Source organism: Synechococcus sp. PH41509 (assembly GCF_020514285.1).
Lineage (GTDB): Bacteria > Cyanobacteriota > Cyanobacteriia > PCC-6307 > Cyanobiaceae > Parasynechococcus.
On sequence record NZ_VTLD01000001.1, the window covers coordinates 36,740 to 49,728 of the forward strand.

The window sequence follows — 12,989 nt, forward strand, 5'->3', positions numbered from 1 at the left end:
TGTTCTGTGGGCCCAACCAAGGTCAGGCCAAGAGATCAGAACTTGAAGGTGGTCTGAACCAGGCCACCGAAGACGCCGAGGGACTTGTAGTCGCCGTTGACGTTCTGGGTGTCGTCACCGAAGGGACGGCTCAGCCAGTAGATGGCTGGGGTGATCTGGATGTTGTCGGTGACCTGGAAGCTGTACCAGAGCTCCATGGCGTAACCGCCATCAGCCACAAAGCCGTCTTCGACCTCGTAGACGAACTGGGGCTGACCCACGGCGTAACCCAGAGCGTTGCCTTCCAGGAAGACATCGTTCCAGGTCAGACCCACCATCCAGCTGGCCATGGACCGCTTGTTGGTGTTGTCATCCCAGGCATCGTTGCCAGTGAGATAGGAGCTACCGACACCAGCGCTGATGGACGGCATCCAGCCGGAGTCTTCAGGACGCCAGAAGGCGTGTGCAGACCAGCTGTGGCTGTCGGCGTTGGTGCGCTCACCATCAGCCACGGTGCAAGGGGTGCCGTACTTGTCGCCCTTAGCGAACTCGGTAGCGGTACGGAACTTGGCACCACACTGGCCGTAGCGGTAACCAGCGGCAAAGCCCCACTGCTTGTTGCCGTAGGCAATCTGAGTGGTGATGTTGCCTTCGGAGTTGTCGGTCATGAAGCCACCCGTGTTGGGGTTGCTGTCATTGGCCTCACCGGAATCAGCAACGTAGTTCGCAGCGACGGTGAAATAGGGGTTGCCCTTCTCCACTTGCTTCTTGTTGCTGTAGATGGCACCGAAGCCACCACCGGTCTCCTTGTTCCACACGCCGGGGGTACCCAGGGAACCACCGAAGAAGTCGAGAATCTTGGTGCCGCCTTTGGCGTAAGCCGTGGCCTTGTAGCCCATCATCTCGGTGTTCCGGGTCAGAGGACCGACCTGAATGGTGAAGCTGTCGCCGACGGGGAAGCGGTAATAGATGCGATCAATCTCGACGATGTTGCCGCCGGGGGCAGCGGTGTCGAGTTTGTTCAGGCTGACGCCGTTGCCGTCCCACACGCTGGTATCGCCCATGTTGCCCGCACGCAGGCGGGTGTAGAGCAGATCCTTACCGCTGAAGGAGGTCTTCAGGCCGAGACGGAGGTCGTAGCTGAAAGAGAAGCCGCCGTATTCGGAGTTGTAGGCAGCACGGGCACCCTTCTCGCCACCGGTGTTGTAGTTATCACCTTTGGCGCGCGTCGCACCAGCGACCCAGACGGTTTTGGCTTTGAGCTTGGTGGTGGTGGAGAACTGGGTTGCTTCCAGTTCGCCAACACGGGCCTCGAGGCCGTCAACGCGTCCCTTGAGGATGGCCAGCTCAGTTTCGAATTCCTTGAGCAGGCGACGCAGCTCGTCGGTCACTTCAGTGATCCGGTCGAGGCAAGCGTTCAACAGGGCAGCCGCTTCGTAGCGGGTCATGGCCCGGTTGCCACGGAAGGTGCCGTTGGGGTAGCCGGCCACGCAGCCGTACTGCTCAACCAGGTTCGCCAGAGCCTGATAGGCCCAGTCGGTGGGGTAGACGTCGGAGAACTGGGTGACGCTGGTCACCTGATCAGCGGAAGAGGCGTAATCAGAGACGCCGTTGATGTTCAGCTCGGCGGCATTAGCGCCACTGGCCAGAAGGCCAAGGGCAGCAGGAGCCACCAGCAGTTGCTGGAAAAGCTTCATTTGGGTTCTCACACCAAGAGAAAAGTGCCGGCAAGACATGCCAGCGGCCTCACGCTATGGGCACGACTTCACCCTGGCAGTAAGGGCAACTCAAGACTTGTTTAGGTATCGGTTAAGACCATGCACCAACCGCGGCGCGCACAAAAAAAAAGCCCTCCACCGAAGTGGAGAGCTGACGTATCTGACAAGGATGAGACCCCGGAGGGGCCTCGAAACCAACGATCAGAACTTGAACTGGGTCTTGATCAGACCGCTCATGGCGTTCATGCCATTGGAGTCCTGAGAAGGGAAAGGCTTGCTCAGGTAGGTGATGGCAGGAGTCACGCTGATGTTGTCGGTGACCTGGAACTTGTAGAAGAATTCCCAGGCATAGCCGGCGCCATCTTCGACAGCGTCGCCGTCAACGGAAGCCACGAAGGTGGGCTGACCAACGGCCATACCGAAGGAGTTGCCTTCCAGGAAGACGTCGTCCCACTCGAGGCCCACGTACCAAGACGCGGAGTAGCCATCAGTGTCACTGCCATCGAACCAGGTGGTGCCGACGCCAGTGCTGATGGAAGGAATCCAGCCGGAATCCTCAGGGGTCCACCAGGCGCTCAGACCAGCGGAGTTGGTCTGACTACCAAGACCAGAAGCGATCGCGGCCTGAGGGTTAGCGTTGCCGATGTAGAGCTTCTCGCCGTTGCCGGAAGCCTTGGTGTAGCCAGCAGCAATACCCCAGTTCTCAGGCGCATAAGCGATCTGAGTGGTAGCAGAGAAGTCGGCCCCATCGGTACCGAGGCCACCCGTGTTGGGGTCGCTCAGGTTGCCGTTGGTGGAGAGGTAGCTGGTGGAGATGCTGAAGTCATCAGACTTCCAATACACACCAGCGCCAGCGCCGAGGGCCAGGTTATAAACACCAGGCGCACCGGCGTAGGTGAAGAAGTCGTACGTCATGGCAGACGGATAGGCACTAGGCCACACCGGGAGCATGTCGTCCATACGAACCATGGGGCCGCCAACCACGGTGAAGTTCTCACCGACGGGGAAGCTGTACCACATCCGGTTGACTTTGACAGTGTTGCCAGAGTCGAAGCCGTACTCCTGAGAGAACAAGCCGGTGTAGACGTTGTTCATGTTGCCCGCACGCAGACGGGTGTAGAGCAGGTCCTTACCGGTGAAGCTGGTCTCCAGGTTCAGCGCCAGGTTGTAGCTGAAGGAAGTACCACCGTTGGCGGCTTCGAAGGCATCGCTGCCACGGCCGTTAGCCTTGGCTGCACCGAAGACCCAGTCAGCTTTACCTTTCAGCTTGGTGGTGGTGGAGAACTGGGTTGCTTCCAGTTCACCAACACGGGCCTCGAGGCCGTCAACGCGACCCTTGAGGATGGCCAGCTCGGTTTCGAATTCCTTGAGCAGGCGACGCAGCTCGTCGGTCACTTCAGTGATCCGGTCGAGGCAGGCGTTCAACAGGGCAGCCGCTTCGTAGCGGGTCATCGCCCGGTTGCCACGGAAGGTGCCGTTGGGGTAGCCGGCCACGCAGCCGTACTGCTCCACCAGGTTCGCCAGAGCCTGATAGGCCCAGTCGGTGGGATAGACGTCAGAGAACTGGGTGACACTGGTCACCTGATCAGCGGAAGCCGCGTAATCAGAAACGCCGTTGATGTTCAGCTCGGCGGCATTGGCGCCAGTGGCCAGAAGGCCAAGGGCGGCAGGAGCCACCAGCAGTTGCTGGAAAAGCTTCATTGAATTCCTCACACAGGAAATAGGCGCAACAACGCCATTTCCAGATTTTGAGAGACAGCCACCGAACATCCAAGTCGACTTGTGCCGGTCTTTACATCGACATGTATCAACGACGACCGTTTATGCAGGCAGGGGGGCTCGTAAAACGATGCCCCCGCCCGGCAAACCGGACGGGGGCTCTCGCCGGGTCCGCTTTTGCCGCGGAACCGGATGATCAGTCAGAAGGCGCCGTTCAGCCGGCGTTCTCCGCGATCAGCAGACCCTGAATCAAACAACTGGAAATCATGGACACCTCCTCCTGAAGGATTGTGAATGCCGGCAACGCCTTCGGAGTTGTGTTCGCTACCCGAAGGAAGCAAACACAACTCCACGTCGCTGCATCCTGAACACCCGGACCATACTCAGTTTTTGATGCGATGAGGAGCACCCATGCGCTCCGGCTCAGCTTCTGACCCAGCCCCCTGGATCGCATTGATTGGTCTCGGCTTTGTCGCTGCCGTTCTTGCTCTGATTGGCCTCGGGGATCTCCCCCTTCGGGACTTCGATGAGGCCACCGTGGCAAGGGTGGCCCTCGAACTTCGCCACGGACTCGGTGAAGCCCCGCTGCTGCCCACCCTCTGGGGCGCGCCGTACCTCAACAAGGCACCAGGACTGCACAGCCTGATCGCACTGGTGATCGGCGCGACGACGCAGCCCAACCAGCTCCCCTCGGAGTGGACCGTCCGGCTCGCGCCGGCATTGCTGTCTTGCTTGGTGGTCCCCCTCGGAGGTTGGCTGCAATGGACGCTGCGGCCGGGAGATCGCTCCAGCGCCATCGCCACGAGCGTGATCCTGCTGTCGCTGCTCCCAGTGGCTCGGCACGGACGCCTGGCCATGCTGGATGGCACGCAGCTGACGGCCATGGCTCTGCTGTGGTTGGCGTTGCTGCAACTCAACCAACGCCGATGGAGCGGCCTCTGGGGAGTGGTGGCCGGTCTGATGGCCAGCGCGATGCTGCTGCTCAAGGCACCCCTGCTGGTGCCCTCGGCCGTGGCCGCCGGCCTGGCGCTGGTCTGGGGCCAGGAATGGAAAGCCTGGAACAACCGTGCCACGGCTTGCATTGGGTTCTTGCTGGGCCTGGCACCGGGAATGGGCTGGCATCTGTGGCATGCCCACATCCGGGGGACCGAGGCGCTCTGGCTTTGGGGTGGTGATGGCGCTGGGCGGGTTCTGCTGGATGCCGGCGAAGGCAGTGATCTGGGGTGGCGAGTCCCCGTAATCGAAATTCTGGAGGGGGGCTGGCCCTGGCTGCCGCTGATCCCCTTTGCCCTGATCTGGGCCTGGCGGTGGCGACAGAGCCGCTGGGGACGATGGTCACTGGCCAGCCTGCTCACCCTGGCAGGAGCAATACTGCCGCTACGCACCCAGCTTCCCTGGTACAGCCACCCGCTCTGGCTCCCGATCGCCCTCCTCTGCGCTCCTCTGCTGGTCTGGCTGGTGGAGCGACCCTCCTCTTCTTGCTCTGATGCACCCGACAGCCCAAGGCCACCCTGGCGCTGGCTGCTGTTGCGGCTGCCATCGTTCTGGTGCGGACTCGGCCTGCTGCTGTTGCTGCTGTGGCTGAGCAGTTTCAGCAGCATCGGCAGCAGCCTTGCGCCCTATCGCGGCCTGACCGCTGTGCTGGGTCTCGGCTGGTGTGGCGGCGGATGGTGGCTGCGATCCGCCGCTCCGGGGCAACGGCGCCTCGGGGTGATCAGCATGACCTGCGGAAATGTGGCGGCACTGGCCCTGTTGTTTCACTCCCCACTGTGGTTGTGGGAACTCAACGAAACCTGGCCCGTGCAACCCGTTGCAGCCTTAGCCCGAGACAACCCTGGAGCTGAGTTAACGCTGAAGGGCTACGACGAACGTCCCAGCCTGAACTGGTACGCCGAACAACGTATCCCGCGTTTCAAAGGTGACGGGAATCGGCGTCTCAGCGACAAACCACAGGAGAACTGCACCATCGAGGGCCAAACGGGGCAATGGACCCTGGCCGACTGTCGGTAGCCTGAGCCCGACTGGAGCGCACTGTGTCGTCCACCGCGGAACGTGAAGGACAGACAAGCCACAGCGGCCTGTCCATCGTGCTGCCCACTTTCAACGAAGGCGGGTCGATCCGCCAGGTGATCGAATCACTCTTGCGGCTGGGGACCGATCATCCGCTCGAGATCCTTGTTGTCGATGACGATTCGCGGGACGGGACCCCTGATCTGGTCCGCAGCCTGGCCCGCCAGGACCCCAGGATCCGGATCATTCAACGGGTGGGACGCTCCGGACTCGCCAGCGCCATCAAGGAAGGACTCATCGCAGCCCTCTATTCCACCGCCGTGGTGATGGACAGCGATGGACAGCACGAGCCCAGCTCCGTTGGGGAGGCAGTGCAGCTGCTGGAACGCGAAAACCTGGACTTGGTCGCGGGGAGCCGCTTCCTGGACAACTCCGAAATTCGCGGCCTCAGTGATCGACGCACCGATGGTTCCACCCTCGCCAACCGTCTGGCCCGTTGGAGTCTTCCAAGGTCCTATCGGCACCTGAGCGATTGCATGAGCGGCTTCATCGTGCTGCGGCTCAACAGCTGTCTACCGCTGGTGCGCCAGGTGGACGTCAACGGCTTCAAATTCTTCTACGAGCTCCTGGCCATCAGCAGCGGCCGCCTGGAGGTGAGTGAAATCCCGCTGAGCTTTCAGCCGCGTTTGCATGGCAACTCCAAACTCGACCTCGCCATCCTCTGGGACTTCATGGTGTCCCTGATTCACACCGCAACCCTAAGGCTGCTGCCGCGGCGGGCGATCAGCTTCGGGCTTGTTGGCGCCTCGGGTGTGGTGGTTCAGCTGATGTCCACCGCTCTGCTGATGGGCCTGCTCCACCTCTCGTTTCAGCAGGCTCTGCCAGTGGCCGTGATCACAGCAGCAAGCTCGAACTATCTGGTGAACAACGCTCTCACTTTTCGCGATCGGCGTCAGAGCGGACGGCAACTGATCCGGGGGTTGCTGAAGTTCCTGCTGGTGGCCTCCCTGCCGGCACTTGCCAACGTGGGCCTGGCCACCAGTTTTTACACCCTGATCCAGGCCCATGCGCTCTGGGCCCAATTAGCGGGCATTGTTGTCGTCTACGTCTGGAACTATGCGGCGTCATCCCGCTTTGTCTGGAATAGCCCCTAGGCCGGCCTGGCTGCCCATCGGGCTGGGAAGCCTGCTGAGGCTGGTGCAGATCTGGATGCCGGTGCTCGGCATTCACAGCTGGCGGCAGGCCGACACGGCAGCCATGGCTAGGCATTTCAGCCAGGCGGGCACACCGATCTGGCTGCCTCAGATCGACTGGAGTGGGGCCAGTGCCGGCTTTGTGGAGTCGGAATTTCCCATCTACCCCTTTCTGGTGAGCCGCCTCTACACCCTGATGGGCGTGCAGGAATGGCTGGGTCGCGGTCTGTCGGTGCTCTGCAGCGGGCTGACCATCTGGCTGGTGATGCGACTCGGCCGACGTTGGTTTAGCCCCCAAGCCGGTTGGTGGGCTGGCCTGGCCTTTGCCATCGCACCCTTGGGGGTGTATTTCGGGCGCGCCTTCCAAGCCGAAGCCCTGCTGCTGCTCTGTGCCGCAGGGGCCCTGGAAAGCCTGAGCCTTTGGCGTGAACAACGATTGCCATGGGCTCTAGCCCTGAGCTGGCTTTGCTTCACCACAGCAGGCTTGATCAAGGTGATTCCCCTGCTCTGGCTGGGACTTCCCCTGCTGATGGTGCAACTCAGCACCAACCCCCCGAACCATGCCACCCCTTGGCAAACCCTGCTCAGTCGCTTGATGCGACTGCTAAGGCATCCGGGGTTCTGGCTTTACATCAGCACCAGCCTTGGTGCGATCGCCTGCTGGTACTGGCATGCCCATCAACTGGGACAAGCCAGTGGCCTGAGCTTTGGGTTCTGGGGGGCGGGAGCCGATCGCAGCAGCCTCAGTCTTCTGTTGGACCTCAGCGCTTGGATCAACCTGCTGTTGCGGATTGGCCTGCGTCTCCTCGCACTGGTGGGAGTGCCCTTCCTGCTGCTCGGCCTCAGGGCGAGCTGGCGCAGCAGTGGCGGACAGATCGCCATCAGCGGACTGTTGGGCGTTCTGCTCTGCACAATCGCCACCATGCGCTCGAGCACGATCCATGAGTACTACCAGCTGCCGCTGCTGCTGTTCAGCTCTCCGCTCATCGGCCTCGGCTGGCAGACCTGGGAACAACATCGCCCCCGCTGGCAACCTCGGCTGTTGCTCAGCCTTGCCCTGGTGGTGAGCCTCACGGTGCTCTCGCTGGATTACTGGGCCGTGGAGCATCGCCAACGTCAGGCGTGGATGCCCCTAGCCCTCACCATCCGCAGGGATCTGCCGATCGACGCACGGATCGTGAGTGTTACCAGCACCGATCCAACCTTGCTCAACCTGGCCCGGCGTCAGGGCTGGCTGATCTCCAGCAAGCAACTCACACCGGAGCGGATCCAGCGCTGGAAGAAGGCCGGAGCCAGCCATCTCGCCGGCAGCTTCGTGTGGGACAAGACCTACCGGCCGATGCCGGAGCAGCGGCAACGAATTCTGCGGGAGATGGTGGATGCAAGCCCCGGCGCCTGGGTGGACCCGCGCAGCCAGACCTACCTGATTCCGATTGATGAACTCCACCCCCAGGGCTGAATCCCAGCCATCGCTCCCCTCTGGCTGCCCCCAGCTGCTGGTGGTCTTGAGCGCAGGCCTGGGCCTGCTTCTCTGGGGTGTCGCGGCGGCACGGCATGGCCTGCTCCAAAGCAATGCCTACGACCTTGGACTGTTCGACCAATGGGCCTGGCTGATCGGATCGGGATCCGCACCGATCTCCTCGATGGAGCAGGTGCATGTGCTGGCCGACCACGGAGCTTGGATGCTGTATTTGGCCGGGGGGGGCTATCGGATGTTGCCCAGCCTGCATTGGCTCTTGGGCAGTCAGGCCCTGGCCCTGAGCTTCACAGCGCTGCCGCTCTGGTGGCTGGCGGAGCAGGCGGGACTGACCCGCCGACGCTGCTGGCTGATCTGCAGCCTCTGGTGGTTGCAGCCGGTGGTATTCAACGCGGCTTTGTTTGATTTCCATCCCGAAACCTGGGTGATGCCCGCCTTCGCTCTGGCGATCTGGGCCGAGCGCAGCAATCGCCCCCGGCTCTGGTTTGGCTTGCTGCTGCTGATGCTGGGCTGCCGCGATGGCCTAGTGCTGATCACATCCGGCATTGCCATCAATCTTGCCTGGCGCCGGCGTTGGCGGTGGAGCCTGGCGGCGGGCGGCCTCAGCGGCGGATGGCTGCTCATCCTCAGCCGTTGGCTCTATCCACTGCTGCGGAACGGCGAAGGGCCCAAGGCCGCATCACGCATGTTCAGCCATTTAAGTGGCGATCCGCTCACGGTTCTCAGTGGCCTGGATTGGGGCGGAGGAGCGGAATATCTGCTGCTGCTTTGCCTGCCCTGCATCGCCCTGTGGCGACGGGCCTCCCTCAGCACGTTGCTGATCGGGCTGCCGTTGGTGCTGGTGAATCTGCTCTCTGCCTCTGCCAGCTATCGCACCCTGGTGCATCACTACAGCCTGCCCCTAGCGATGGTGGCCGTGGTGGCCTGCATCGATGGGCTACGGCGGCAACCCGAACCACAACGAGGCTTTCCCTGGATGCTGTGCTGGGCCGTTGCCTGCTGGCTGGCACTGGCCAAGCCCTGGTTCTTCACCGGGCCCTATCTGGCCCGACTGCCCCAAATGCAAGCCGTTCAAGAGGCCAAGGCCCTGATCCAACAAGAGGACGCGGTGCTCACCACCAGCTATCTGGTGCCGCAGCTCAGCCAGCGCACCACCATCAGCTTCCCCAAAAAAAAGCAGAGCATGCCCCACGACGCTGCAGCCTGGAACGTGCTGCTGCTCAATCCCAGTGACCCGGGCTGGGGATCGAGCCGAAAGGTTCAAAAGAGCTTGCTTACTCAAGCCAGGGACAGGAACTGGACCTGTCGGAGCTGGCCATCGGGCCTGGAGCTGTGTCGAGCCCCTGCCGCTGCAGAACAACAGCCCCGCCGTGGCAATGCACCAAGCGATAGTCACCCGACTCCTTGAGCTTCCGCAGTTCGCGCTTAATGCGCTGCTGTTTGTTGCGCGAACCCTTGAACACCTCAGCCAACGGCGTGTAGTAACCCGGCAGAGCCACAACCCAATCCACCGGTTGAACGCGTCCCTGGCGATCGCGGTAGTGAGCGTGCCGAGGGAAACGAATCACCGCCTCCCGCTGGGCCAATAACGGCAGCACAGGCGTATCCGCAGCAACGCTGGCATTAGCTGGAATCAGCGCCACAGCCTGTGAAGCCGCCTGGCGGCGGTCCAGCATTTGCTGCGGTGACACATAGGCCCAAGGGGAAAAACTGTCGGGGATCACGGCCGAGAAGGTGCGATGCGGGTTAGCCACCAGCGTGAGCACAAGGCCAAGGGACAGGGCCCCGGTCCAACAGCGACGCAGCCACAACTTCGACCAGACCCCCGGGTGCCGTTGCCACCAGAGCACAGCACCGAGATAGAGCCCGGGCACCAGGGCAAGCACGTAGCGCAGCGTCACCGACAACGCCGATCGCCCCTGGGAGAGCAACGCAATCAGCAACGGAGCCAACATCAGCAAAGCCGCATCCACCGAGAGCAGGGGCACCAGCACGAGCGGCAGGCTCAACGCCAGCACAAAGCCGAGGGTTGCTCCCGGCGGCGACACCAAGGCGTCCAGCAAGGCCAAGGGCTGGCGCAGCATCGCCCAAAGCACAGCAACGGTTCCCCCCGACGGATCGTCCACCAGATGGCCGAACTTCTCCTTCAGAAAGCGATCCGACAAGGAGGAGTCCACCATCGGTTGAATCCATCCGGTGACCAACACAACCCACGCAAAGGAAACGAGCATCAGCAGGGCGCCGGTGATGCGTTGACCGGGACGACGGACCAAGGCCCAAAGCCCGAGTGAAAACAGCAACAAACCACTGTCTTCTCGCACCAACAGCAACAAGGCACCAAACAGCCACACCCGCCAACGGCAGCCATCGAGCAGGCCTCCCACCACCAGGAACGCCAACAAAGGCAACCAAACCAGATCGTGAAAGTTCTCGAGGGCCGGACCAATCACCGCGCCACTGAGGAAGTAAGCCAGCGTGATCCGCTCCGCCAAGGGGCGCGGCAGTCGCGAGTCGGCCAATCTCCACAACACGAGCCCTGCAGCGGCGAGAAGCCCCACCTGAAGCAAAGGAAGCGCCCACATCCCGAACACAGCCACCAGGGGGGCCATGAGCACGGTGAGGACGTTGGCATGCTGCCCCAAGTGCAAGTAATCGATGGACGGAAGACCATCGCCGACCACCACCGCTCCGGACAACACGGATGAAAGGCTGCTTTCAAAAGGCCGCCCCTGAGCGGTGGCCCAGAGTTCCTGCAGAAACAGGGCTTGGTCATAAGTCGCGCTGAGGCTGAACAGCCGCCAGACCTGCAACGCAAAGCAGATCAGGGCAAACAGGCCCGCCATCGCCAACACGTTGCGTGGCCACCGTGTCGTGGAGGGCGCATCAATGCCTCTGGGTCGACGCATGCAGCCGTCTTTGATGGATTTTGGGCAGGTTACGGAGCGTCCTGCACGGGGCCAAGCAACACGCGCGAGCGCAGCAACAACAGATAAATGGATGCGTACAGCACCAACTCACCCCACTCCTGATCCCGATTGAGAAGCACGTCGGAAAAGGTGCGCGTGGCAATGAAGAACGCCAGTGCAGAAACCGCCAGGAACAACGGCCAGCTGTAGAAAGCGGGGGTGAGGGCCCGGGTCACGGCCACCATCGGCTCAGAACCATGCTTTGTGAAAGCTCGCATCCAACGAGGTGCCAGAACCACAACGGCCAAAACCCCAAGGGTCGCGAGGAACGTGCCGACATCCAAACGATCTTGAAACCAACCGATGTTGTGCAGGGTCGTCTCGTTCTGGGCATTGATCTCGTTCAACAACGGCGGGGTCCGCCAACTGAAGATCACCTGACCCCAGGCGAGTTCCTCCATCAAGACCAGGGCCAGGCATCCTGCTCCGATCTGGAACAAGCGCCCGAGTCGGCGTTCCTCCAGACGTGCCTTCAAATCAGTGCCGATCAGCCAGGCCGCTCGGGTGGCGAGCACCAGGACAAGCACTTGGCTCCACTCGACCAGCCCCCCTTCGCCAAACACCAGATTTTTGTAGGCATCACGATCCGCCGAGCCGCTCTTCAGCGCCACCACAAGCAAAACCACAAGAGCCAAGAGCCCCCACACCGCGCGGGAACGCCCTTGATGAGCCAAGGGATCAGCAACCGACAGCAACCGCAGCAGCCACTTGGAGCGGGCAGCCCAGATCGCCACAGCCGTGGTCACCCCAGCCACGACGCCCCAACCGAGATCCAGGGGAGATCCGGCTGAGGCGGCCATCACCAGTTGCACTACCACCGTCAGCAGAGACGCCACCGCAATCACCACAAACATTCCGGTAAGAGCGGTCTTGAGGCCGCGACCCCGTGTGTAAATCACTGCCACCAACCCGTCCCTTGCGTGAAGGGCAGGTTAAGCAGAGGTTTAGAACCGGAGAGCGGGGCCGTTGTTCGTCCTCCGCACAATCCAATCGTGACTCAGCAACCCAGTGCAGCGGACCAAAGCCAAGCCGGGATCATCCCCATCACGCCCCGGTCTGTCCGCAACCTACTAACGGCGATCACCGCAGGGTTTCTGGTGGCCCACTGCGTCGTTCAAGTGGGCATTTATGGCTTCGGGGCGGAGAAGCATTGGCTCGACAGCCTCAACATTGACCGGGAGCTCAACCTGCCCACCCTGTTCAGCAGCGGGCTGTTGCTAATGGCGGCCCTATTGATGCGCCGACTGGGTCACAACAGCAACCCCGACGCAGGAGATGACTGGCGTTTGCTGTCCAAGATTTTCATCTTTCTGGCGCTCGACGAAGCACTGCAGATTCACGAGATCCTGATCATTCCAGGGCTACGACACCAGGTGCACCCAGCCCTGGCATCCACCTGGGTGGTGCCCTACGCCGCCCTCGCCGTCATCTTGCTCTGGAGATTTCGAAGCTTCCTCGGGTCGATCCCCAGAGCAACGGCCACAGGGTTGCTGCGTTCAGGCGCCGTCTATGTGGGTGGAGCCATTGGCATGGAGATGATCGGCAGCTTTGCTGTTCGATCGAGCCTGATTCGCCTGCATAGCCCCTGGTATGGAGGAATCACAGGCCTCGAAGAAGCACTGGAACTGATTGGGATCATTCTTCTTATCGATGCGCTGATGCGAGCACTGCTTGCTCAGCAGGACCGCGTCGACATCACCCTTCGTTTGACTGCCGCTCAAGACGAGCAATAAACAAAAAAAAACCGCCCTGTTGGGCGGTTGATGGAAATAATTTTCTTGCGATCAGAGGGCGTTGCCGCGGGGCAGAACCTCTTCAGGGAAGACGAAGTTTTCGTGCGGCTGGTCAGCCGGTGCCATCCAGGCACGCAGACCTTCATTCAGAAGGATGTTCTTGGTGTAGAAGGTCTCAAATTCGGGATCTTCTG

Annotated in this window: 8 protein-coding genes and 2 pseudogenes; 5 read left to right on the forward strand and 5 right to left on the reverse strand. The window is 61.7% G+C overall.

What is annotated here, in order from left to right; all coding sequences use genetic code 11:
- Positions 1-35: 35 nt before the first annotated feature.
- Positions 36-1,676, reverse strand: coding sequence for an iron uptake porin (locus FZZ88_RS00215; protein WP_166018492.1), 1,641 nt, complete (start codon positions 1,674-1,676; stop codon positions 36-38).
- Between the two features lie 222 nt (positions 1,677-1,898).
- Positions 1,899-3,398, reverse strand: a complete 1,500-nt coding sequence (locus FZZ88_RS00220) for an iron uptake porin (protein ID WP_166018491.1) — start codon at positions 3,396-3,398, stop codon at positions 1,899-1,901.
- A 429-nt stretch (positions 3,399-3,827) separates the two neighbouring features.
- On the opposite strand from FZZ88_RS00220, the gene FZZ88_RS00225 reads away from it, so the two are divergent.
- The 4 genes from FZZ88_RS00225 to FZZ88_RS00240 are packed head-to-tail and all read left to right on the forward strand — an operon-like array spanning position 3,828 to position 9,504.
- A complete protein-coding gene (locus tag FZZ88_RS00225; protein WP_166018490.1) occupies positions 3,828-5,426 on the forward strand; it encodes a glycosyltransferase family 39 protein in 1,599 nt (532 codons plus the stop codon).
- Between the two features lie 23 nt (positions 5,427-5,449).
- Entirely contained in the window at positions 5,450-6,580 is a 1,131-nt protein-coding gene (locus tag FZZ88_RS00230; RefSeq protein ID WP_166018489.1) for a glycosyltransferase family 2 protein, read from the forward strand.
- The gene (locus FZZ88_RS00235; RefSeq protein WP_226423758.1) at positions 6,543-8,078 is read left to right on the forward strand and encodes a glycosyltransferase family 39 protein; all 1,536 of its coding nucleotides are present in this window, start codon (positions 6,543-6,545) and stop codon (positions 8,076-8,078) included. Before FZZ88_RS00230 ends, FZZ88_RS00235 begins: the two co-directional genes overlap by 38 nt.
- The gene (locus FZZ88_RS00240; RefSeq protein WP_166018488.1) at positions 8,056-9,504 is read left to right on the forward strand and encodes a DUF2079 domain-containing protein; all 1,449 of its coding nucleotides are present in this window, start codon (positions 8,056-8,058) and stop codon (positions 9,502-9,504) included. The genes FZZ88_RS00235 and FZZ88_RS00240 overlap by 23 nt, the downstream gene beginning before the upstream one ends.
- 7 nt (positions 9,505-9,511) lie before the next feature.
- Here FZZ88_RS00240 and FZZ88_RS00245 read toward each other — a convergent pair.
- Positions 9,512-11,002, reverse strand: a pseudogene (locus tag FZZ88_RS00245) (DUF2079 domain-containing protein); the annotation flags it as partial.
- A gap of 29 nt (positions 11,003-11,031) precedes the next feature.
- Entirely contained in the window at positions 11,032-11,967 is a 936-nt protein-coding gene (locus tag FZZ88_RS00250) for a hypothetical protein (RefSeq protein ID WP_166018487.1), read from the reverse strand.
- An 87-nt stretch (positions 11,968-12,054) separates the two neighbouring features.
- On the opposite strand from FZZ88_RS00250, the gene FZZ88_RS00255 reads away from it, so the two are divergent.
- Positions 12,055-12,795, forward strand: coding sequence for a hypothetical protein (locus tag FZZ88_RS00255; protein ID WP_226423757.1), 741 nt, complete (start codon positions 12,055-12,057; stop codon positions 12,793-12,795).
- 51 nt (positions 12,796-12,846) lie between these two features.
- Here FZZ88_RS00255 and FZZ88_RS00260 read toward each other — a convergent pair.
- Positions 12,847-12,989, reverse strand: a pseudogene (locus FZZ88_RS00260) (photosystem II D2 protein (photosystem q(a) protein)); the annotation flags it as partial.